The sequence below is a fragment of the Gordonia sp. IEGM753 genome (assembly GCF_050321825.1).
Lineage (GTDB): Bacteria > Pseudomonadota > Gammaproteobacteria > Pseudomonadales > Pseudomonadaceae > Aquipseudomonas.
The window spans coordinates 1,703,695-1,725,504 of sequence record NZ_JBNQGB010000001.1 but is presented as its reverse complement, the minus strand read 5'-3'; the positions used below and the strand labels follow the sequence as shown (position 1 = coordinate 1,725,504).

At 59.5% G+C, this 21,810-nt stretch carries 19 protein-coding genes; 5 read left to right on the top strand and 14 right to left on the bottom strand.

Annotated features, from left to right (window positions below):
- Positions 1-8 precede the first annotated feature (8 nt).
- The 4 genes from ACQR3R_RS07880 (at position 9) to ACQR3R_RS07865 (ending at position 4,033) form a co-directional block, all read left to right on the top strand.
- Complete coding sequence (locus tag ACQR3R_RS07880) at positions 9-770, top strand: SDR family NAD(P)-dependent oxidoreductase (RefSeq protein ID WP_428271435.1); 762 nt, start codon at positions 9-11, stop codon at positions 768-770.
- Positions 771-782: 12 nt separating this feature from the next.
- The gene (locus tag ACQR3R_RS07875) at positions 783-1,976 is read left to right on the top strand and encodes an acetyl-CoA C-acyltransferase (RefSeq protein ID WP_428271434.1); all 1,194 of its coding nucleotides are present in this window, start codon (positions 783-785) and stop codon (positions 1,974-1,976) included.
- A 139-nt stretch (positions 1,977-2,115) separates the two neighbouring features.
- Positions 2,116-3,243, top strand: a complete 1,128-nt coding sequence (locus ACQR3R_RS07870; protein WP_428271433.1) for an acyl-CoA dehydrogenase — start codon at positions 2,116-2,118, stop codon at positions 3,241-3,243.
- A 13-nt stretch (positions 3,244-3,256) separates the two neighbouring features.
- Positions 3,257-4,033 carry an enoyl-CoA hydratase gene (locus ACQR3R_RS07865; RefSeq protein ID WP_428271432.1) on the top strand — a complete coding sequence of 259 codons (777 nt, stop codon included), beginning with the start codon at positions 3,257-3,259 and terminating at the stop codon, positions 4,031-4,033.
- A 95-nt stretch (positions 4,034-4,128) separates the two neighbouring features.
- Here ACQR3R_RS07865 and ACQR3R_RS07860 read toward each other — a convergent pair whose 3' ends face one another.
- The 12 genes from ACQR3R_RS07860 to arnB form a co-directional block, all read right to left on the bottom strand.
- Positions 4,129-5,280 (bottom strand): acyl-CoA dehydrogenase family protein, encoded by a 1,152-nt coding sequence (locus tag ACQR3R_RS07860; protein WP_428271431.1) that lies wholly within the window; start codon positions 5,278-5,280, stop codon positions 4,129-4,131.
- A gap of 3 nt (positions 5,281-5,283) precedes the next feature.
- Positions 5,284-6,390 (bottom strand): 3-hydroxyisobutyryl-CoA hydrolase, encoded by a 1,107-nt coding sequence (locus ACQR3R_RS07855; protein ID WP_428271430.1) that lies wholly within the window; start codon positions 6,388-6,390, stop codon positions 5,284-5,286.
- Positions 6,391-6,523: 133 nt separating this feature from the next.
- On the bottom strand, positions 6,524-7,222 hold the full coding sequence (locus ACQR3R_RS07850; RefSeq protein WP_428271429.1) for an HPP family protein: 699 nt from the start codon (positions 7,220-7,222) through the stop codon (positions 6,524-6,526).
- Between the two features lie 160 nt (positions 7,223-7,382).
- Positions 7,383-8,975, bottom strand: coding sequence for a glycosyltransferase family 39 protein (locus ACQR3R_RS07845; RefSeq protein ID WP_428271428.1), 1,593 nt, complete (start codon positions 8,973-8,975; stop codon positions 7,383-7,385).
- Complete coding sequence (locus ACQR3R_RS07840) at positions 8,972-10,357, bottom strand: nucleotide sugar dehydrogenase (protein WP_428271427.1); 1,386 nt, start codon at positions 10,355-10,357, stop codon at positions 8,972-8,974. Before ACQR3R_RS07840 ends, ACQR3R_RS07845 begins: the two co-directional genes overlap by 4 nt.
- A complete protein-coding gene (gene arnF, locus ACQR3R_RS07835) occupies positions 10,354-10,785 on the bottom strand; it encodes a 4-amino-4-deoxy-L-arabinose-phosphoundecaprenol flippase subunit ArnF (RefSeq protein ID WP_428271426.1) in 432 nt (143 codons plus the stop codon). Before arnF ends, ACQR3R_RS07840 begins: the two co-directional genes overlap by 4 nt.
- Positions 10,782-11,126, bottom strand: coding sequence for a 4-amino-4-deoxy-L-arabinose-phosphoundecaprenol flippase subunit ArnE (gene arnE / locus ACQR3R_RS07830; RefSeq protein ID WP_428271425.1), 345 nt, complete (start codon positions 11,124-11,126; stop codon positions 10,782-10,784). Before arnE ends, arnF begins: the two co-directional genes overlap by 4 nt.
- Positions 11,123-12,772, bottom strand: a complete 1,650-nt coding sequence (arnT, locus tag ACQR3R_RS07825; protein ID WP_428271424.1) for a lipid IV(A) 4-amino-4-deoxy-L-arabinosyltransferase — start codon at positions 12,770-12,772, stop codon at positions 11,123-11,125. Before arnT ends, arnE begins: the two co-directional genes overlap by 4 nt.
- Entirely contained in the window at positions 12,769-13,653 is an 885-nt protein-coding gene (arnD, locus tag ACQR3R_RS07820; RefSeq protein WP_428271423.1) for a 4-deoxy-4-formamido-L-arabinose-phosphoundecaprenol deformylase, read from the bottom strand. The genes arnT and arnD overlap by 4 nt, the downstream gene beginning before the upstream one ends.
- Entirely contained in the window at positions 13,653-15,644 is a 1,992-nt protein-coding gene (arnA, locus tag ACQR3R_RS07815; RefSeq protein WP_428271422.1) for a bifunctional UDP-4-amino-4-deoxy-L-arabinose formyltransferase/UDP-glucuronic acid oxidase ArnA, read from the bottom strand. Before arnA ends, arnD begins: the two co-directional genes overlap by 1 nt.
- Complete coding sequence (gene arnC / locus ACQR3R_RS07810) at positions 15,641-16,660, bottom strand: undecaprenyl-phosphate 4-deoxy-4-formamido-L-arabinose transferase (protein ID WP_428271421.1); 1,020 nt, start codon at positions 16,658-16,660, stop codon at positions 15,641-15,643. The genes arnA and arnC overlap by 4 nt, the downstream gene beginning before the upstream one ends.
- Positions 16,657-17,805 (bottom strand): UDP-4-amino-4-deoxy-L-arabinose aminotransferase, encoded by a 1,149-nt coding sequence (gene arnB / locus ACQR3R_RS07805; RefSeq protein WP_428271420.1) that lies wholly within the window; start codon positions 17,803-17,805, stop codon positions 16,657-16,659. The genes arnC and arnB overlap by 4 nt, the downstream gene beginning before the upstream one ends.
- 390 nt (positions 17,806-18,195) lie before the next feature.
- Here arnB and ACQR3R_RS07800 point away from each other — a divergent pair, with 390 nt between their 5' ends.
- Positions 18,196-19,134, top strand: coding sequence for a tyrosine-type recombinase/integrase (locus tag ACQR3R_RS07800; protein ID WP_428271419.1), 939 nt, complete (start codon positions 18,196-18,198; stop codon positions 19,132-19,134).
- Here ACQR3R_RS07800 and ACQR3R_RS07795 read toward each other — a convergent pair whose 3' ends face one another.
- Both ACQR3R_RS07795 and ACQR3R_RS07790 read right to left on the bottom strand, forming a co-directional pair.
- Positions 19,135-20,214, bottom strand: coding sequence for an ATP-binding cassette domain-containing protein (locus tag ACQR3R_RS07795; protein ID WP_428271418.1), 1,080 nt, complete (start codon positions 20,212-20,214; stop codon positions 19,135-19,137).
- Positions 20,211-21,809 (bottom strand): ABC transporter permease subunit, encoded by a 1,599-nt coding sequence (locus tag ACQR3R_RS07790; protein WP_428271417.1) that lies wholly within the window; start codon positions 21,807-21,809, stop codon positions 20,211-20,213. Before ACQR3R_RS07790 ends, ACQR3R_RS07795 begins: the two co-directional genes overlap by 4 nt.
- Between the last annotated feature and the right edge of the window lies 1 nt (position 21,810).

Below are 21,810 nucleotides of genomic sequence, written 5' to 3'. Positions count from 1 at the left end.
AAACAATGATGCAGATCGAAAACAAGGTTTTTCTGGTCACCGGCGGCGCCTCCGGGCTCGGTGCGGCGACCGCTGAAATGCTGGTGGCTGCCGGCGCCAAAGTGATGCTGGTCGACCTGAACGCAGACGCACTGGCGGCCCAGGCCGAGCGTTTGGGCGCCCACAGCGTGGTAGCCGATATCAGCAACGAAGCGGCGGCCGAAGCGGCGGTGCAGGCGACGGTCAGCGCTTTTGGCGGACTGAATGGCCTGGTCAATTGTGCCGGCATCGTGCGTGGCGAGAAAATCCTTGGTAAAAACGGCCCGCATGCGTTGGCCAGTTTCAGCCAGGTGATCAACGTCAACCTGATCGGTAGCTTCAATATGCTGCGCCTGGCGTCGGCCGCAATTGCCGACAGCGAACCGGAGGCCGATGGTGAGCGCGGGGTGATCATCAACACGGCCTCTGCCGCGGCTTACGATGGCCAGATCGGCCAGGCCGCTTATGCCGCCTCCAAAGGCGCAATCGTCAGCCTTACCTTGCCCGCTGCCCGTGAATTGGCGCGCTTCGGCATTCGGGTGATGACCATCGCCCCCGGCATTTTCGAAACGCCAATGATGGCCGGCATGACCCCTGAAGTTCGCGCCTCACTGGCCGCCGGCGTGCCGTTCCCGCAACGCTTGGGCAAACCGGCCGAGTATGCTCGGCTGGTCAGGCATATTATTGAAAACAGCATGCTCAATGGCGAGGTGATCCGTCTCGACGGTGCCTTGCGTATGGCCGCCAAGTAAGGAGGATTTTTCATGACTACTGCCAATGATCCAATCGTTATCGTCAGTGCCGTCCGCACCCCGATGGGTGGTTTCCAGGGCGAATTGAAAAGCCTGACCGCGCCGCAACTCGGTGCTGCTGCGATCCGCGCCGCCGTCGAGCGCGCCGGCATCAACCCTGACGCCGTCGAGGAAGTACTGTTTGGTTGCGTACTGTCCGCAGGCCTCGGCCAGGCCCCCGCACGCCAGGCCGCACTCGGTGCCGGGCTGAATAAGTCGACTCGCTGCACCACGCTGAACAAGATGTGCGGCTCGGGCATGGAAGCGGCGATTCTGGCCCATGACATGCTGGTTGCCGGCAGCGCCGAGGTGGTGGTCGCTGGGGGCATGGAGAGCATGTCCAATGCCCCGTACTTGCTTGACCGCGCCCGCAGCGGTTACCGCATGGGCCATGGCCGGGTGCTCGACCACATGTTCCTCGATGGCCTCGAAGATGCCTACGACAAGGGCCGTTTGATGGGCACATTCGCCGAAGATTGTGCCGAAACCAACGGTTTTAGCCGCGAAGCCCAGGACGCGTTTGCGATTGCTTCCACCACGCGCGCGCAACAGGCGATCCGCGATGGCAGCTTCAAGGCTGAGATCGTGCCGTTGACCGTTACCGTCGGCAAAGAACAAGTGTTGGTCAGCAACGACGAGCAACCACCCAAAGCCAAACTGGACAAGATTGCTTCGCTGAAACCGGCATTTCGTGACGGCGGCACCGTGACCGCCGCGAACTCCAGTTCGATTTCCGATGGTGCGGCGGCGCTGGTCTTGATGCGCCGCAGCGAGGCGCAAAAACAAGGCCTTAAACCACTGGCGGTGATCCATGGCCACGCCGCGTTTGCCGACACGCCAGGCCTGTTCCCGGTAGCGCCGGTGGGCGCGATCAAGAAATTGCTGAAAAAAACCGGTTGGTCCATCGATGACGTCGAGTTGTTTGAAGTCAACGAAGCGTTCGCCGTGGTCAGCCTGGTGACCATGACCAAGCTTGAAATCCCCCACGAGAAGATCAACGTGCACGGCGGTGCGTGCGCCTTGGGCCACCCGATTGGTGCATCCGGCGCACGAATCCTGGTGACGCTGCTCTCGGCGTTGCGCCAAAAAGGCCTGAAACGTGGCGTTGCAGCGATCTGCATCGGCGGCGGCGAAGCCACGGCCATCGCCGTTGAATGCCTGTACTAGGCCAACCTCACCTCTGTGGGAGCCAGCCTGCTGGCAATGACGGTGTGTCATACAGTCAAAATTGACTGACACGATGCCATCGCCAGCAGGCCGGCTCCCACGGAGTTATGTGTCGTACCCCGGATTTTAAGGATTTGCCATGATTCCCAATGACGAACAGCAGCAGATCAGCGACGCGGCGCGGCAATTCGCCCAAGAGCGGCTGAAACCGTTCGCCGCCGAGTGGGACCGCGAACACCGTTTTCCCAAGGAAGCCATCGGCGAGATGGCCGAACTGGGCTTCTTCGGCATGTTGGTGCCAGAGCAGTGGGGCGGTTGTGAGACTGGCTACCTGGCCTACGCCATGGCGCTGGAAGAAATTGCGGCCGGCGACGGCGCATGCTCGACCATCATGAGCGTGCACAACTCGGTCGGTTGCGTGCCGATTCTCAATTACGGCAACGACGATCAAAAAGAGCGCTTCCTCAAACCATTGGCTAGCGGCGCGATGCTCGGCGCGTTTGCGCTCACCGAACCGCAGGCCGGTTCTGACGCCAGCGGCCTGAAAACCCGTGCCCGGCTGGAGGGCGATCACTACGTCCTTAACGGCTGCAAGCAATTCATCACCTCCGGGCAAAACGCCGGCGTGGTGATCGTGTTTGCGGTCACCGACCCCAGTGCCGGCAAGCGTGGGATTACTGCGCTGATCGTGCCCACCGACTCACCTGGCTACAGCGTGGCGCGCGTTGAAGAAAAACTCGGCCAGCATGCCTCTGACACCTGCCAGATTCTGTTTGAGGACGTGAAGGTGCCGCTGGCGAATCGTTTGGGCGAGGAGGGCGAAGGCTATCGAATTGCCTTGGCCAACCTTGAGGGCGGACGCATAGGCATCGCCTCGCAATCGGTGGGCATGGCTCGCGCTGCGTTCGAAGCGGCCCGCGACTATGCCCGCGAGCGCGAGAGTTTCGGCAAGCCAATCATCGAGCATCAGGCTGTCGCCTTCCGCCTGGCGGACATGGCTACCCAGATTGCCGTCGCCCGGCAAATGGTGCACTACGCCGCAGCCTTGAGGGACAGCGGTAAACCGGCCTTGGTGGAAGCCTCCATGGCGAAGCTTTTCGCCTCGGAAATGGCCGAAAAGGTCTGTTCGCAAGCGTTGCAAACGTTAGGCGGATACGGTTACCTGAACGACTTCCCGCTGGAGCGGATCTACCGTGACGTGCGGGTGTGTCAGATCTACGAAGGCACCAGCGATATTCAGCGCATGGTCATTTCGCGCAATCTTTGAGAAGGAGTCATTTGTGAGCAGCTACGAAACGATTTTGTTGGAGATTCACGGACGCGTCGGCTTGATTACCCTCAACCGTCCACACGCGCTGAATGCGCTTAACGCACAAATCGTCAGCGAACTTAACCAGGCCCTCGATGGCCTGGAAGCGGATTCGAACATCGGCTGCATCGTGCTCACCGGTTCGAAAAAAGCCTTTGCGGCCGGCGCCGACATCAAGGAAATGGCCGAGCTGACGTATCCGCAGATCTACATCGACGATTTGTTCAGCGACAGTGATCGCGTGGCCAATCGCCGCAAGCCGATCATCGCCGCCGTCAACGGTTTTGCGCTGGGGGGTGGCTGTGAACTGGCGCTGATGTGCGACTTCATCCTGGCCGGTGACAACGCAAAGTTTGGCCAGCCGGAAATCAACCTCGGCGTGCTGCCTGGCATGGGCGGCACCCAGCGCCTGACGCGGGCCGTGGGCAAAGCCAAGGCCATGGAAATGTGCCTCAGCGGGCGTTTGATCGATGCAGTAGAAGCTGAACGTTGCGGCATTGTGGCGCGCATTGTGCCTGCCGATGAGCTGCTGAACGAGGCGCTGAAAGTCGCCGCGCTGATTGCCAGAAAGTCATTGCCCATCGCGATGATGGTCAAGGAAAGTGTCAACCGCGCCTTCGAAGTCAGCCTGTCGGAAGGCGTGCGCTTCGAGCGCCGGGTGTTCCACGCCGCCTTCGCCACCCAGGATCAGAAGGAAGGCATGGCAGCGTTTATTGCCAAGCGTGAGGCCGAATTCCAAGGAAAGTGAGGCAGCGTTTTTACCGCCGCCTTCTCGGGCATGCCCGTTCCCACATTGGACCTCCGTTTGCATGAGAGCCTTTGTGGGAGTGGGCTTTTCAGGCTTCACACCCCATGATTTTTCAGTTCGCGGGCGATGACCATTCGCTGGATCTCGCTCGACCCTTCGTAAATCTGCGTAATACGCGCATCGCGGTAGTAGCGCTCTACCGGGTAATCCTCCAGATAGCCATAACCGCCATGAATCTGCATCGCTTGGGAGCAGACTTTTTCGGCGATCTCGGACGCAAACAACTTGGCTTGCGACGCCTCGGACAGGCACGGTTTGCCGGCACTGCGCAGCCGTGCCGCGTGCAGGATCAACAACCGCGCTGCGTTCAGGCGGGTGTGCATGTCGGCCAACATGTTAGCGATGCTTTGGTGCTCGATGATCGGTTTGTCGAACTGCACCCGATCCCTCGAATACGCCAGCGCCGCGTCAAACGCAGCACGGGCGATACCCAATGCCTGGGCAGCAATGCCGATGCGCCCGCCTTCAAGGTTAGACAGTGCGATGGCCAGGCCTTTACCCCGTTCACCCAGCAGGTTTGCCTCTGGAACCGTGCAATTGCTGAGCGTTACGGCGCAGGTGTCGGAGGCACGAATTCCCATTTTGTGTTCGGTGCGGTCAACGTTGAACCCCGGTGTATCGGTCGGTACCAGGAAGGCCGAGATGCCGCGTTTGCCCAGGTCCGGGTCCGTCACCGCGAACACGATCGCCAGTTTCGCGCGTTTGCCATTGCTGACAAATTGCTTGGTACCGTTGATCACCCAGTGGCCGTCGCGCAACTCGGCGCGCGTGCGCAGGTTGTGAGCTTCGGAGCCGGCCTGCGGTTCGGTCAGGCAGAAGCAGCCGATGGCTTTGCCGCTGGCCAGGTCTGGCAACCAGGTTTGCTTTTGTGCTTCGGTGCCGTAATTGAGCACCGGGCCACAGCCCACTGAGTTGTGGATGCTCATCAGTGCACCGGTGGCGCCATCGCCAGCGGAAATTTCTTCGACCGCCAGCGCATAGGCGACGTAATCAACGTAGGTGCCGCCCCATTCTTCAGGGACGACCATGCCCAGCAGGCCCAATTCACCCATTTTCGCCACCAGCGCATCGTCGATCCAGCCAGCCTTTTCCCAGGCTTGTGCGTGGGGCGCGATTTCGCCACGGGCAAAGTCCCGGGCCATGTCGCGGATCATGACTTGCTCTTCACTTAGTTCGATATCGTGCATGGCTCAGCTCCCGCTGTGGTCGAAGCCTTCGAAGAAACCCGCAACGTGCGAAGCGTTCAGCGCTTGCAGGTTCGGCGGGTTCCAGCGAGGGCTTTTGTCTTTGTCGATCAGCAAGGCGCGCACACCTTCGATCAGGTCGCCGCGCTCGAACCATTGACGGTCTAGGTGCAGCTCAAGGGCGAAGCACTGTTCCAGGCTCAAGTACCGGCCGCGTCGCAGCATTTCCAGGGTAACGCCCATGGCCAGCGGCGAACGGGTGTCCAGCAAGTCGGCAGTCGCGACGGCCCATTCGTGGCTGTCGGCAACCGTAACTTCACGCAGTTGTTCAACAATACTCGGCACATCAGGCTGCGCGAAGAAATGATCGATGGCCGGGCGCAATGTGCTCAACGGTGCATCGGGCAAATGTTGAACGCCGAGCCCTGCCAGCACGCCCTGCAAATCCTTGAGCGGCGAGTCGTGCCACACCAGCGTGTCGAGTTGCTCGTCCAACGCATGCAGTTTGCTGCTGTCCATGTGCCAGTCGGCCAAACCGCAATACAGGGCATCGGCTGCGCGAATCTGCACGCCGCTGACGCCCAGATAAACGCCCAGTTCACCGGGAATGCGCGATAAAAAGTAGCTGCCACCCACATCCGGGAAGTAACCGATGCCCACCTCGGGCATCGCCAGTCGACTTCTCTCAGTCACCAGCCTCAGGTCCGCGCCTTGTACCAGGCCCATACCACCGCCCAATACAAAACCGTCCATCAAGGCCAGGATCGGTTTGCGGTAGTGATGAATCGACAGGTCGAGTGCGTATTCCTCGACGAAGAAATCCTGGTGCAACGTGTCGCCGCTTTTGAAACTGTCGTACAGCGAGCGGATATCGCCGCCGGCGCAGAACGCTTTCTCGCCGGCACCGCGCAGCACGACCGCATGAACACGTGAATCGATAGCCCAGGCATCGAGTTGGCGCTGCAGAGTGCGCACCATGTCCAGGGTGATTGCATTGAGGCCGGCCGGGCGATTGAGGGTCAGGTGACCGATGTGATTGCGAACCTCGGCCAACACTTCATGTGGCGTCGCATCCATGGACGAAGTCCCCGGAGAAAAAACCTGAGCAGTCATGACTAACTCCCTGCTTTTATTGTTCTTTATTGGATACTCGCGCACGAGCGATCCCGGATCGTACCAGTGCAAATTTATGATGTACAACCGGGATATGTGCAGGTTGAACCTGCATTTTTGCCTGACGCAGCAACTATAGACTGCGCTGGGAGAGTACGGCGCCGATGCTGCGCCGCTTGGCATTTAGTTCGCTGGCGTGAATCAACTGTTCGAGGTCTTCGGGGGTCACGTCGAAGAACGCTTCCATGTCTGCCAGTGCCAGTTTCAAATCCTCGGCGGTGATCGTCTGGCTATCGGCCGCGGGCATTACGGCAACCGGTTCGGCCGCGCGCTTGGGGTAGCGCACGCGCGTCACGTTGTTGTAAGCCAAGGCGCTGAGCAGCAAGGTGGATGCGCCCAGCATGGTCGGGCCGAGGGCTTTCCAGTCGAGGGCAATGGTTGCCGGATCCGCCAGCACCAGGGTTAACGCCAGCGCCCCGGCCGGCGGGTGCAGGCAGCGCAACCAGCACATCAATACCAGTGCGATGCCCGCAGCCAGGCAAGCGCTGGTTAATGTGCGCCCAAGTACGTGTGCCACCAGCAATGCGACCACGGCTGCACTCAGGTAGCCGCCCAGAATCGCCCAGGGCTGGGCGAGCGCACCCGAAGAAACGGCGAACAGCAACACCGCCGACGCGCCCAGCGGCCCAATCAAGTGCTGCGCCACTTCGAGCCCAAACACCTGGCTGCACAGCCAGACGCTGAGCAGCGTGCCAAGTGCCATGCCGATGGCGGCGCGGCTCCATTCCGAAGGGCGGGTATTGATAGCGGCGGGTAACCAGCGAGCGAGCATGAGGCAAACAATCCGATGACTAAATTCAGCGCGAAAAAAAAGGCTTGGCTGGGTTAACCAGAAAGCCCTTGAAGGTGTTCCAACTATTGGGGGAGGAACGCGCACAGTGTGCCGTTCGTTGCGGATGCTGACAAATTCATATTAATGCAGTTTCAGTGCATTATTTTTGCTGTAGGTGCAGCAATACGAAATTGTTTTTATCGAAACGCCCGCTCATTACCGGTTGGAGTGCACCCAACGGCGTGCCTTGGAGTGCCTTGTAATCGCTCTGATCCATGATTAACCAGGCGGGCGCCGAAACGCTTTCCAGGTCTTGAATCGATTCAGTAAACACCGGTTTCAGGTCGTGTTCGATATTAACCATGATCTTGATCGCCTTCGCGTCTTTGCCCATGCCGTGCAATACCACGGGCGCCGGATCTTGTTGTACCTGTTCGAAGGCTGCGCGGCTGAAAGTCCGGGTATCGTAAAGCCGCCGTTCAACGGGTTCGAACACCAGGATATAGACCGACCACAACGCCAACACCGCACAAAATGCCAACGTTTGCGCGCGCCAACGTGATCTGAACAGCGTCGCCAGCGCAATCAGTTGCAACACGCCGAGGACGATCAGCATGGAGGTGACCGAAGCCAGCTCCTGCGGAAAACGTCGATGAGCCACCAGCAACACGACCATCAACAGGCCAGGCATGAGTAACCACACGCCTTGCATCAAGCCTCTTAACCAGACAAATACCCGGCCGTGTGTGACCTGGAAAGGGTAGGCGGCAATGATCGCGACCATGGGCAACATCGGCAGCACATAACGTGCTTTTTTCGCCTGGGGAATCGACAAGCCAATCATGACGATCAACCCGGCCGCCGCGCAGTATTGCAACAGACGAAACGCCGGCCCGGCCTCACGCGGCTTGCTCAACCACACCGCGGCCAGCACCAGCAATGCCAGCGGATACGCCAACGCGTAGTTACCGATTGAACTGGTGAAGTAGTACAACGACCCGCTGACACCTTCACTGCCATCCATGCGCCCCATGAACTGCATGCGCACCACGTCTTGCATGAACGCCGGGCCGCCGCTGATTTTCGCCAGCCACAGCAAAACGCCAACACACAGCGCCAGCACGACGGCTGCCGCCAGGCCAAAACCGAACAGGCGCGACCATTGGCGATTGAGCAGGTAGTAACTGCACAACATGCCAGTGGGCACGACCAAACCGATGGGGCCGCGAATGCCGAAACCCAGCAGCAATAAAAAGAAAATCAGGGCCCAGCGGCGCGGTGCGTCGAAGTGGTCGGCGGCATAACCCAGGTAGAACACGGTGAACGCGACCGCCGACAGCATCAAGTCCTGGGAAACGCCCCGGGCTTCAGTGACGAAGGTTGTGGTCAACAACAGCAGAGCGATACTCAGTAATGCCCAGCGTTGGGAGTAGGGCGCCAGCAATCGGTACATCAAGGTCACGATCACCGAGCCGGCAATGGCGCTGGGTAACCAGGCACTTAAACTGTTTACCTGGCCGAAGGGTAGCGACAGCAACCAGACAAACAGCGTTGAAAGCGCGGAGTAGTCAGCGTAAGGCTGGCCATACGTGGTGGGGAAAACGCTCGGCCCATGGCGCAGCATTTCCTGGGCAAACAGCACGAAGCGCGAATCAAAGCCTATGGGTGCCTGCGAATAAACCCCGGCGCTCATCAGCAGCAGCGCCAGCACTCCAAGAAGCAATGATTGCCGGCGAATTTGCGCCTGAATCATACGCCTGCGACAACCGTAGTCGATGGCCACTGCTGGTGTGGAATCGGCAGTTTGCGCGATTCGCCACGGCCCATCGGGAAGTACATGAAGCCATTGCGTGCCAGGCGTTCGGCGTCGTACAGGTTGCGGCCGTCGAAAATCACCGGCGCATTGAGTCGTTGCTGGATCAAGTCGAAATCCGGGGCCTTGAACTGCTGCCATTCGGTGCAGATGATCAACGCATCGGCGCCGGACAACACGGATTCCGGTGTGCCCATCAGCATCAACTTCGACTCGTTGGGGAACAGGTGTTGGGTTTCCTGCATGGCTTCCGGGTCGAAGGCGCGCACGTTGGCCCCAGCGGCAAATAGTGACTCCAGCAATACCCGGCTCGGCGCGTCGCGCATGTCGTCGGTGTTCGGCTTGAACGCCAGGCCCCATACGGCGAAGGTCTTGCCGCGCAAGTCACCCTTGTAGAACGCATTGATACGCTGGAACAACTTGTGTTTCTGCCGTTCGTTGATAGCTTCCACCGCTTGCAGCAAATCGCTGGAACAGTGTGCCTCTTCGGCGCTGTGGATCAGCGCGCGCATGTCTTTAGGGAAACACGAGCCGCCGTAACCGCAGCCGGGATAAATGAAGTGGTAGCCGATGCGCGAATCGGCACCGATGCCCAATCGCACCGATTCGATGTCGGCACCCAGGTGTTCAGCCAGTTCGGCGATCTGGTTGATGAAACTGATCTTGGTCGCCAGCATGCAGTTGGCGGCGTACTTGGTCAGTTCAGCGCTGCGCAGGTCCATGAACATGATGCGGTCATGGTTGCGGTTGAAAGGCGCGTACAAGTCGCGCATCACTTCGCGCACCTCGTCGCTTTCGCAGCCGATGATGATCCGGTCCGGACGCCGGCAATCGGCAACCGCCGAGCCTTCTTTCAAGAATTCGGGGTTGGAGACGATGTCGAATTGCAACAACCGGCCAGCCTTCACCAGGCTCTTGTCGATGTGGGCGCGCAACGCGTCGCCAGTACCGACCGGCACCGTGGATTTCTCGACCAGAATCACCGGTTGTTCACGGTGACGCGCCACTGCGTCGCCGACCGACAGTACATAACGCAGGTCTGCCGAGCCGTCGTCCCGCGAGGGCGTGCCCACTGCGATGAACAACACCTGGCCGTGTTGCACGGCGAGTTTTTCATCGGTGGTGAATTGCAGCCGTTTGGCTTCAAGGCTTTCACGCACCAGACTCGCAAGCCCGGGTTCGAAAATGCTCACGTGGCCTTGTTGCAGCAGCTCGACTTTCTTTGCATCGATGTCCATGCAGACCACATCGTGGCCGACTTCAGCCAGCACGGCTGCTTGCACCAAACCGACGTAACCGCTACCAAATACACTGATTTTCATGGAGCACTCCTGATTTCCGGCGCGCGCGCGGGTCGAGAATTGATAGTGATGACACCGAGGATGACCAGCGCCACCCCGAGGGTCTTCGAAAGGCTGAAATCTTCGTTGAACAGCGGCAGGCTGGCGGCCAACAGGTAAACCAGCGCATAGCTGATGCTCAACAGTGAATAGGCTCGCCCCAAGGGCAAATCACGCAGCGCTGCCAGCCAGCTCAGCATTGACAAGGCGTAGGCAAGAATCGCCAGCAGCACCACGGCGATGGCCGACAGGTCGACGCTGCCATTGCTCAGCGCCGGCAGCCATTGTTCCGGTTGCGGCAGACGGCTCATGCTCCAGCGCATGCCCAATTGCGCAGCGCTGACCAGCAATACGCTGCCGAGCGCAAAGCCGATGCCACGCCGGCGGTTCACGTGTGCAAGGTCGGTCATGTGTGTTGCCCCAGCAAAACCACACCGCCGATGACCAGCGCCACGCCCATCCAGTGACGACGGTCGATGCTTTCGTGAAAGACGAAGCGGGCGACAAGGGTGATCAACACAAAATTGAGGCTGAGCATCGGGTAGGCGATACCGACTTCCAGACGCTGCAACACCAGCAGCCAGACCAGCAAGCCCAGGCCCAACGCGACCAGTGCCAGCCACAACCACGGCGAGCGTAGCTTGTCGGCCCAGCCTGATTCCTTGCCGCGCCAGCTCTCGACGGCGTACTTCTGGGCGACCTGGCCCAAGCAGGTCAGCAGGCAGGCGACCAATAACAGCAGCAGGCTCATGAGGCAGCCTTAGGGAAGATCAGAATCATGATGTTGCCTTGCTCATAGCGCTTGCCGTCCTTTGGCAACAGGTCTAGTTCGTGTAATTCATCGTCACTCTTGACCCGCATGACCACGCCGACCGAGCCGGTTTGACGCGCGTCATGCATCCACGCTTGCACGTCTTTCAAATCGACTCGCTTCTTGGCGCCATCAGGATAATCAAGCCCGTATTTCAGTTCGCCTATCGTGTTGTACAGCGATACATCGGCACGTTTGACGCGCCAGGTCAGTGCCGCCGCTGCACCCAGATCGTTGCTCAGCAAGGTATCGGCTTGCTCGAGTTCCTGAACGTGCTCGAGAATGAATTGATCCGGCATCTTGTTGGAGACCACCGAATTCGGCAGACCTGCCGGCAACAAAGCCACCAGCAACAAGCTGCCGAAAGCAGGCGCCGCCCAGCATTGCAACGGCCGGAAGGCCTGCAGCAGGCCGGCCATGATCCAGCCGATCAGGCCGATGAACACCAACACCAGGTTGTGCAGTTCATGGTCATACAGCGGTTTTTTCAGCTGGAAATACACCAGGGCAATCAGCGTAACCACACCCAGCACCAGATTGAGCAACCCGTTGATGCCCAGCACCCGGCCTTTTTCAAGCGTCAGGCGATCCGCCAACGCGTGTCCGGCCAGCAGGGCCAACGGCAACAGGCACGGCAAAATGTAACTGGGTAATTTGCCGTTGCTGATACTGAAAAACAGCAGCGGCATCAGCAACCACAGCAGCAGGAAGCCGATTTCGGCTTGGTACTTTGTCTGCCAGGCCTGCTTCAGCGCGGTCGGCAGCAGCGCCACCCACGGCAGGCTGAAACCGACCAGAATCGGCAGGTAGAACCACCATGGCGCATCGTGTTGTGCATCATCGCCGGAGAAACGGCGGATGTGTTCGTGCCAGAAGAAGAACCGCCAGTAATCGGGTTGTTGCGAATTAACAGCCAGCGCCCAAGGCAAGCTGACGACGATCGCGACCACAATGGCCACCGGGCCGTAGATCAGCAGTTCTTTCCAGCGTTTTTGCCAGATCATCCACGGCAGGGCGATCAATACCGGCAGTAGCCAGGCCAGAAAACCCTTGGTCATGAAGCCCATGCCACACGCCAGCCCCATTACCGCCCAACTGATCAGGCGTCTGCCTCGCGTGACGCTGTCCAGTGCAAACCACAGGGCTACCAAGCTCAAATTGACCCAAAAAGTGAATTGCGGGTCGAGGTTGGCATAACCGGCCTGGCCGGCGATTACCGTGAAACTCATGTACATCAGCGCACAGGCAAAGCTTTTGCGCGGCTGGTTCCACAAGCGTTGGGCGATCAGGTAGCACAGGAAAATGCTCAGCCCAGTGCTGACGGCCGAAGCAATACGCACACCGAACAGGTTTTCACCAAACACGGCTTGGCCAATGGCGATCATCCAATAGCCGGCCGCGGGTTTTTCGAAGTAGCGCAGGCTCATGAAATGCGGCGCGACCCAGTTGCCGCTGTGCAGCATTCCCTGACTGATTTGCGCGTAGCGGGTTTCGTCGGGAATCCACAAGCCGTGGGTGCCCATCGGCAACAGGTAGGCCAGTAAAAAAAGGCCCAGCAAAGACACAAATGCCCAGCGTCTGCTCATGCGCTTTGTACTCCCAACCATCCTTCGCGGCCTTCGAGTGCACCACGCACTACACGGCCGGCGGGCAAGGAGGTGAGCACCTCGGGCAACAGATCGCCCAGCGGTTGGAACCGGATGTCACGCTGGCGTGCATCAGCCAGCAATTGACGGAAATCATTAGCCATGAGAATCCCTTCTACTTCAGCATGGATCGTATAGACGTTGAGTTTTTCAGCCGTGAAACGGTCGAGAATGAACGTGTTGAAATCCTTGGCGGCAACCGTCGGGCCAACGACTTCATCGAACGTCGGCAGGTCCACCGGAATCTGCGGTGCACCGAGGCCGCCCTGAGCCAGCGTTGGCCGGAACAGGCTTTGCCCTCGGCAATCGCTGTTGTAGCGAAACCCGAAACCCTGCTTGGCTTCAATCACACGTTCGTCCGCACGCCAACCGGCAGCGGCGGAACAGTCGACCTTCTGCCCAAGGATGTCGCTGAGGGTGTCGACCCCTCGGCGAATCTGCTCGATCAGTTGTGCATCGTTCCAACGACCGGCATTGGCCTGCCAACCGTGGTGATCCCACGCGTGCAGGCCCACTTCATGCCCGGCCGCCGCTGCCTGGCGCATCAGATGCCCCAGGTCGCGGCCAATGAGCTTGCCGGGCCATGCAGTCCCGGCCAGCAAAATATCCCAGCCATACAGGCCGGCGGCGTTGGAGCGGAGCATTTTCCAGAGAAACTGCGGCCGGATCAGGCGCCATAAATGGCGCCCCATGTTGTCTGGCCCGACACTGAAGAAAAACGTTGCCTTGACCTGTGCTTCATCAAGCATTTCCAGCAACCGAGGCACCCCCTCACGGGTGCCTCGGTAGGTGTCGACATCGATTCGAAGACCTGCCTGCATCAGCGCTTGTCCGCTATTTCGAGCATCGCTTCACGCAGGAAGAAATCCAGCGTGTTGCCGATGGTTTCGCTCATCTCGACAGAAGGTGCCCAGTCCAGCAGACGCTTGGCGTTCGCAATGCTTGGTTTGCGGTGAGACACGTCCTGGTAACCGGTGCCGTAGAACGCCTTGCTTTCGACGTCGCGGAAACCGGCGAACGGTGGGAAGTTGCCACGCAACGGGTGCGCTTCGAACTGACGCAGCAGCTCTTCGCCGAGTTGACGAATGCTGGCTTCGTTGTCCGGGTTGCCGATGTTGATGATCTGCCCGTTACACACGTCGTTGTCGTTGTCGATGATGCGCGCCAGTGCTTCCACGCCATCGGCGATGTCGGTGAAGCAACGTTTTTGCTCGCCACCGTCGAACAAGCGAATCGGCGTGCCTTCCACCAGGTTCAGAATCAACTGGGTGATGGCCCGTGAGCTGCCGATACGTGCCGAGTCGAGGCGATCGAGGCGCGGGCCCATCCAGTTGAAAGGGCGGAACAGGGTGAAGTTCAGGCCTTTCTGGCCGTACGCCCAGATAACGCGGTCGAGCAATTGCTTGGATACCGAGTAGATCCAACGTTGTTTGTTGATCGGGCCGAGCACCAGGTTCGAGGTGTCTTCGTCAAAACGCTCGTCCTGGCACATGCCATACACTTCGGACGTCGAAGGGAAGATCACGCGCTTGTTGTATTTGACGCAGTAGCGAACCAGTTTCAGGTTCTCTTCAAAATCGAGTTCAAACACCCGCAGTGGATTGCGCGTGTATTCGATAGGCGTGGCGATCGCCACCAGCGGCAGAATCACATCGCACTTCTTGATGTGGTACTCGATCCACTCGGAGTGGATGCTGATGTCACCCTCGACGAAGTGGAAGTTAGGGTGGCTGCGCAGGCGCTCGATGGCGTCCGAACCGATATCCAGGCCATACACGTCGTATTTGCCGTCACGCAGCAGGCGCTCGGACAAGTGGTTACCGATGAAACCGTTGACGCCGAGGATCAATACGCGGGTACGGCGCGGGGTGCGACCGGACTCAGCGCCACGCAGCAACGAACCGTCCACCAGGCCCAATTCGTTAGCCAGTTGCGGGCCACTCAGGTACAGACCGTTGTCGTTACGCTGGCCCGCGGTGATGATCAGCGAGTCCTCGCCACAGGCAATGCGCAACGGATCGACGCTGATCACGCGGCCCGGAGCCTGGCCTTCATTGCCTTTGGCAACTTCGGCGCTCCAGACAATCAGTTTGTGCTCGCCCACGGCACAGAAGGCGCCAGGGTACGGTTGGGTAACGGCGCGTACCAGGTTGAACAGTTCTTCGGCCGGTTTTTTCCACAGCAATTTGCCATCGGCCGGAGTGCGGCGGCCAAACACGGTGGCCTTGGATTCGTCTTGTGGCGTTTCGGTGATCTTGCCCTGCAGCAATGCCGGCAATGTGTCACGCAACAGCGTCTGAGCCGCTTCACGCAGTTTGCCGTGCAGGCTCAACGCCGTTTCGGTGCGCTCGATGGCGACCCGTTGCTGGGCGATGATGGCGCCAGCATCGGCACGCTTGACCATGCGATGCAGGGTGACGCCGGTTTCGGTTTCACCGTTGACCAACACCCAATTGGCGGGAGCACGTCCGCGATAACGTGGCAGCAGCGAGCCGTGCAAGTTGAATGCACCTTTGCTGGCCGTTGCCAGCAGCGGCTCGGTCAGCAGGTTGCGGTAGTAGAACGAAAACAGGTAATCGGGGTTGAGCTTGCTGATGCGCTCGATCCACAACGGATGGTTCGCATCTTCCGGTGCATGGACGGCGATGCCTTTGCGCGCGCACAACTGCGCGACCGAACCATAAAAAGCGTTTTCCTTGGGATCATCGGCGTGGGTGAACACGGCAGCGATTTCAAAGCCTGAGGCCAACAGGCTTTCAATGCCGGCGCAGCCAATATCGTGATAGGCGAAAACAACAGCTTTTGCACTCATGAGAGAACCTGATCTGTAGAAGTGGAAGTGAGACCGTCAACAATGACAACGGGAGGGGGAGAGGCGGGCTGGCCGCGCAGGACCTTCTCGATAAAGAACCGTGGCCGGGCGCGGACATCGCTGTACATGCGGCCCAGGTATTCGCCCAACAGGCCCATGCCGATAAATTGGCCACCGGTGAACACAAACAGCACGGCGAACAGCACGAACGTGCCGTCACCCGCCCATTGGGCACCAAAGGCCAGGCGCAAGACAATCAATGCGGTCGCAAACACCACGCCCAGGCCCGCCATGGCAAAACCGACGATGCTCAGCAAGCGCAGTGGAGTGGTGGTCATGCAGGTGACCAGATCGAACATGAGGTTGATCAGGCGCATGGGGCTGTATTTCGATTCGCCATGTTCGCGTTCGGCGTGGTTCACCAGGATTTCAGTGGTGTGCCGCGCGAAACTGTTGGCCAGAATCGGGATGAACGTGCTGCGTTCACGGCAAGCGAGCATGGCGTCGACGATGGTCCGGCGATAAGCACGCAACATGCAGCCGTAGTCGCTCATCGCAACACCGGTCGAGCGCTGCACGGCCAGGTTGATCAGTTTCGACGGCCAACGGCGCAGGGCAGAGTCCTGGCGGTTGTTGCGCACTGTGGCGACCACGTCGTAGCCCAGTTCAGCCTGAGCCACCAGTCGCGGGATTTCTTCGGGAGGGTTTTGCAGGTCGGCGTCGAGGGTAATGACAACGTCGCCCTTGCACTGCTCAAACCCGGCCATGATTGCCGCGTGCTGCCCGTAGTTGCGGTTGAGAATCACCGCCACCACCGGGCTGCCCTCGCGACCGGCCGCTTCCTCGAGGATTTGCGCTGAATTATCGCGGCTGCCGTCATCGACCAGGACGATTTCATAGTCATGGTTAAGTTGCTGGCACGCTGCTTCAGTGCGCCTGAGCAATTCGGGCAGGCTGTCTTGCTCGTTGTAGACCGGAATAACGATCGACACGCAATGGATCGGATAAGGTTTCACAGGCTTGTGTCCAAAATGTTTTCAATGGCACCCACAACACGATCGACGTCATCGATGGTCATGTCGGGGAACAACGGGATGGAACACAACCGAGCCGAGTTCCATTCGGTATTGGGCAGGTAGATATTGGGAAAACGTTGACGGTAGTAGGTGTGCAAATGAGTGGCGATGAAGTGGATGCCGGTGCCGATGTTCTGCTCCTGCAAGCGCTTCATGAACGTTTCGCGGTCGAGGCCGCAACGCTCGGCGTCGATGCGCAGGATAAACAAGTGCCAGGCGTGCTGCTGCGGGTACGCCGGTATGGCCAGTGGCTGTGCGCTTGAGCCTTCCAGCCGTTGCAGGTAAGCCTTGGCCAGCTCGGTGCGCTTGGCATTGATGTCGTCGAGACGCTGCAGTTGCACCAGGGCAATCGCGGCATTGATGTCGCCCAGGTTGTACTTGAACCCTGGCTCCATCACTTGCGCCTGCGGCTTGCGGCCATGGGTCAGGCGGTCGTAGGCGTCGACGCCGAGGCCATGAAACTTGAGCATGCGCACGCGACTGGCGAGCGCTTCGTCATCAGTGACAAACATCGCACCTTCGGCGCACGTCATGTTCTTGATGGCATGGAACGAGAAAATCGCGGTGCCTTGCGATCCCACAGGGCGGCCCTTGTAAAAAGTGCCCGCGGCGTGGGCCGCGTCTTCAATGACGCGAATGCCGTGTTTGTCGGCCAGCGCATACAGCGGATCGAGGTCGAAAGCGGCGCCGGCGTAGTGCACCGGAATGATCGCCTTGGTGCGTGGCGTGATTGCCGCTTCGATACTTGCAAGGTCGCTCATCAACGTGTCGCGGTCGACATCGACGAACACCGGAGTGGCGCCGAGCAGGCAGATCATGTTGGCGGTTGAGACCCAGGTTTGCGACGGCGTGATGACTTCGTCACCGGGGCCAATTCCCAGCGCAAGCAAAGTGATATGCATTCCGCCCGTGGCGGATGACAGTGCAACGGCATGACGGCAACCAACGTAGTTGGCGAATTGCTCTTCGAGTTCCTGATTTTTTGGCCCGGTAGTAATCCAGCCGGAGCGCAATACTTGCTCTACTGCGGCTATTTCTTCATCGCCGATACTGGGACGGGAGAAGGGGAGAAACGCCTGACTCATGGGCACCTCGGGGCTGTAGAGTGGATAGCCTTCTGGGGCTGACACTGCTGATCTTAAGAGAGCGTAGACGCTAAAACGGAAGCTGCATCAACCAGTTACTCGAAACACATGACAATTTGCATAGGTTGACTTTTATTTTCCTGGCCGCAAGCTTGGGTGCTCGGGCAGTGTGGCTACGGTTGTGCAGAGGGTATTCCCGAATTTGTGAAAGGGACATGAAAACCGGGTAGGCGTATCGTTTATCTTACGATCATACAGCCACTGTTCAGACTTCCTCCACTCATCGACCCGCTTAGTGCGAAAAGTCCGACAGACCCTTCTTGCTATGGGGACGATGTTTTAATCCTTAGTTGGTTTAATAGACTGTTTTTTTACTCAAGGCCGTTCCGTTTGATTGACTTGCCCGTCCGCGATTCACTGCCTGCCAAAGCTGATCCGCTGAGCGTTTATCTCGCCCGCCTGGCGCCGTCCAGTCAACTGACCATGCGCTACGTCTTACAGGAAACTGCCGATCGCCTGGGTTTTGAAGACATGAATCTGCAGGAGGTTCCCTGGCATCAACTGCAGCCCGAAAACGTGATTGCGCTGGTGGCGACGTTGCGCGAGGACGGTTACGCGCCGAACACGTCGTCGTTGTACGTCAACGCGGTGCGCGGCGTGATGAACGAGGCGTGGCGCATGAGCCTGATCAGTCAGGAACACTTGTTGAAGATGCGCTCGGTCAAGGGCATTGCCGGCACGCGACTGTCGCAAGGGCGCAACCTGCGGCGTTCGTTGATCAAGGAGCTGATGGAGGTGTGCGCGGCTGATCCCAGGCCACAAGGCCTGCGCGACGCGGCAATCATCGGCATCCTGTATGGCTCCGGCATGCGCAAATCGGAGTCAGTCAACCTGGACCTTAGCCAGGTCGACTTCAGCGAGCGCAGTCTGCGAGTGACCGGCAAGGGCAACAAACAGTTGATCAAGTACGCGCCGGGTTGGGCGTTCGATAAACTGAATGCCTGGCTGGCGTATCGGCGTTCGGACCTGTCGGAAGGGCAGGACGATGACGCGTTTTTGTTTAACCGTATTCGGCGCGGCAGCCATATCACTCGCGAGCGACTGACCAAACATGCGATCTATTACATTGCCCGGCAGCGGGGCGCGCAGGTTGGGGTAAGAATCATGCCGCATGATTTTCGGCGCTCGTTCATTACTCGGGTGATTGAAGAGCACGACTTGTCCATCGCGCAAAAACTCGCGCACCACAGCAATATCCAGACGACCGCCAACTACGACGTGCGTGATGACAACGAACGACGGCGCGCGGTGGATCGGTTTGACCTTTGACTACACCGCCGTGGTCTCGCTGAGGACATGCGCGTGGCCGATGGTTGAGACACTGACTTCGCTGCCGGCGGGCGGCGCATACATGCCCGACGTGCGCACCATCAATGCTCGGCCCGGGTGCATCCCGGCAGGCAACGCCTGCAATTCCACGGTCAACGTACAGCTGTTACCGGTGAAGTCCCGCTCGGTGACCACTGCTCGGCAGCCCACGGTGTCTGCCGGGTTGGGCGCGATACCGACCAGTTGCAACTGCTCGGGCCGCAGCATGATCTGCGCGCTGCTGTTGTTGCGATGATTATTGACCGGTATCCGGCCTAAATCACAATGCGCCCAACCGCCTTCGATTTTTGCCGGCATGACCACGGCATCCCCCAAAAACAGCGCGGTTTGCTCGTCGGCGGGGTATCGGTAGAGGTCCAGTGGATGGCCTGATTGCACCAGCCGGCCCTGACGCATCACCGCCAATTGGTCGGCAAACGACAACGCTTCGTTCTGATCATGGGTGACCAGAATGGTGGTGACGCCGGCATCCGACAGCAGGCGCGCGACCATTTTGCGCATCGCCGTGCGCAGGCCAGTGTCGAGCGCCGAAAAAGGCTCATCCAGCAACATCAATCGAGGCTGTTGCGCAAGCGCCCGAGCCAGCGCCACACGTTGCTGTTGGCCACCGGACAACTCATGCGGCCAACGGTTGGCCATGCTGGCATCGAGTGCAACGCTGTCCATCAATTGCGCGATGCGTTGCTGCTTTTCAGCACCTTTGGTCGCCAGACCGAAGCCGATGTTGGCGGCCACGCTCATGTGCGGAAACAGCGCGCCGTCCTGCGGAACATACCCAATCAGCCGTCGATGCGCCGGCACTTCATGCGTGGCATCGGCCAGTGTCTGGCCGTTCATTGACAGGCTGCCCGAGTCCGGAAACTCGAAACCGGCGATCATCCTCAGCAACGTCGTTTTGCCGGAGCCGGATGGCCCGACAATCACCGTTCGGCTGCCGGTGGGCACGCACAGGCTGATGTTTTCCAGGGCTCGCTGGGCGCCGTAGGATTTGCAGATAGCGTGCAGTTCAAGTGCGTTCATCGGCCAGCCGTTCGTTTGGATTGGTAGTAAAGGATCCCGGTCAATGGCAGCGACAGTGCGATCATCAGCAGCGCGTATGGCGCCGCTGCGGGGTAGTCGATTTCACTGGTCAGGGCCCAGAAACCCGTCGCCAGGGTACGCGTGCCGTTCGGCGCGAGCAGCAAGGTAGCGGTCAGCTCGTTGGTGATTGCCAGAAACACCAGTGCCGCGCCAGCAGCAGCGCCGGGAGCGGCCAAACGCAAGGTGATCAGCCACAACGCCCGCGCGGGAGAACGCCCCAGGCTGCGGGCGATGTTTTCAAGTTCGACCGGTGCCTGTGCAATGCCGGCGCGCAAACTGACGATGGCCCGCGGCAAGAACATCAGCAGGTAAGCCAGCAATACGGTGATTGTCGTTTGGTAAATCGGCCGGGCGAAATGAATGGTGAAGGTCACCAACGCGAGCGCGGTAACGATGCCGGGCAACGAACTGGTGATGTAGTTGCAGCCTTCCAGCAGCCGTTGCAGACGCCCCGGAGCGCGGATCGACAACCAGGCAATCGGTATCGCGGCACACGTTGTCAGCACGGCACCGCCGGCACCCAACATCAGCGTCTGTTGCAGCGCCGGCATCAACTCATCCAGTTGCCAGACTTGCGTACCTCCGGCAATCAACCACTTGCCCAGGGTGATCAATGGCACGCCGAGTGCCAGGGCGCAGGTCACCATTTGCAGGATTAACGCCAGCGCTGCTGCCGGGGGTTTCAACTGCACCAGCCGTTGTTCGCGAGCGCTGCCCGAACCCACACGGGCATACCGTGCGCTACCGCGTGCGGCCGACTCGGCGGTCAGCATCGCCAGGCAACACAGTGCGAGTACACCGGCCAGCATGTTGGCTGCCGGGCCATTGAAGGTGGATTTGAACTGATCGAAAATCGCCGTGGTGAAGGTGTCAAAACGGATCATCGCGTACAGGCCATATTCGGCCAGCAAGTGCAGCCCGACCAATAACGAACCGCCACAGATTGCCAGGCGCAACTGCGGCAGCGCCAGCCGAAAAAACACCGCCCATGGCTTCAGCCCCAACGATTGGCCAACGTCTTCGATAGCGGGATCCAGCCGCCGCAGGGTCGCGGCGACAGGCAGATAAAGGAATGGGAAGTAGGCAATGACCGACACCAGAACCCCGGCAAACAGCCCATGAATCGACGGCGCCAGACTGACCCATGCATAACTGTGCACAAAGGCCGGAACCGCCAGCGGCGCAATCGCCAGCAACGACCAGACACGTCGCCCTGGCAGGTTACTGCGCTCGGTAAGCCACGCCAGCGCCACGCCCAGCAGCACACACAGTGGGATCGTGAGAACCACCAGCAGCACGGTGTTGATCAGCAATTCGCCGACTCGCGGGCGCAGTACCAAGGCAACAACCGTTGCCCAGCCAGACTGCAATGACACGCCGATGACAAAGGCAATCGGCAATAACGCGAGCAGCGAAACCAGTGCCGATAAACCGATCACCCATACGCCACCGCGACCCTTGAACAGGCCGCGTGCGCGTCGTTGCAAATGCGCGGGGGCCGCTGTCGCGACCGCCACCGGTAGGGATTCAGGCATC

Coding starts and splice junctions, on each gene's coding strand:
- ACQR3R_RS07845 (WP_428271428.1), bottom strand. CDS start 8,975: ATGATTCAGGCGCAAATTCGCCGGCAATCATTGCTTCTTGGAGTGCTG.
- ACQR3R_RS07795 (WP_428271418.1), bottom strand. CDS start 20,214: ATGAACGCACTTGAACTGCACGCTATCTGCAAATCCTACGGCGCCCAG.
- ACQR3R_RS07850 (WP_428271429.1), bottom strand. CDS start 7,222: ATGCTCGCTCGCTGGTTACCCGCCGCTATCAATACCCGCCCTTCGGAA.
- ACQR3R_RS07860 (WP_428271431.1), bottom strand. CDS start 5,280: ATGCACGATATCGAACTAAGTGAAGAGCAAGTCATGATCCGCGACATG.
- ACQR3R_RS07855 (WP_428271430.1), bottom strand. CDS start 6,390: ATGACTGCTCAGGTTTTTTCTCCGGGGACTTCGTCCATGGATGCGACG.
- ACQR3R_RS07870 (WP_428271433.1), top strand. CDS start 2,116: ATGATTCCCAATGACGAACAGCAGCAGATCAGCGACGCGGCGCGGCAA.
- ACQR3R_RS07880 (WP_428271435.1), top strand. CDS start 9: ATGCAGATCGAAAACAAGGTTTTTCTGGTCACCGGCGGCGCCTCCGGG.
- arnA (WP_428271422.1), bottom strand. CDS start 15,644: ATGAGTGCAAAAGCTGTTGTTTTCGCCTATCACGATATTGGCTGCGCC.
- arnB (WP_428271420.1), bottom strand. CDS start 17,805: ATGAGTCAGGCGTTTCTCCCCTTCTCCCGTCCCAGTATCGGCGATGAA.
- arnD (WP_428271423.1), bottom strand. CDS start 13,653: ATGCAGGCAGGTCTTCGAATCGATGTCGACACCTACCGAGGCACCCGT.
- arnF (WP_428271426.1), bottom strand. CDS start 10,785: ATGACCGACCTTGCACACGTGAACCGCCGGCGTGGCATCGGCTTTGCG.
- ACQR3R_RS07790 (WP_428271417.1), bottom strand. CDS start 21,809: ATGCCTGAATCCCTACCGGTGGCGGTCGCGACAGCGGCCCCCGCGCAT.
- arnE (WP_428271425.1), bottom strand. CDS start 11,126: ATGAGCCTGCTGCTGTTATTGGTCGCCTGCCTGCTGACCTGCTTGGGC.
- arnT (WP_428271424.1), bottom strand. CDS start 12,772: ATGAGCAGACGCTGGGCATTTGTGTCTTTGCTGGGCCTTTTTTTACTG.
- ACQR3R_RS07840 (WP_428271427.1), bottom strand. CDS start 10,357: ATGAAAATCAGTGTATTTGGTAGCGGTTACGTCGGTTTGGTGCAAGCA.
- ACQR3R_RS07875 (WP_428271434.1), top strand. CDS start 783: ATGACTACTGCCAATGATCCAATCGTTATCGTCAGTGCCGTCCGCACC.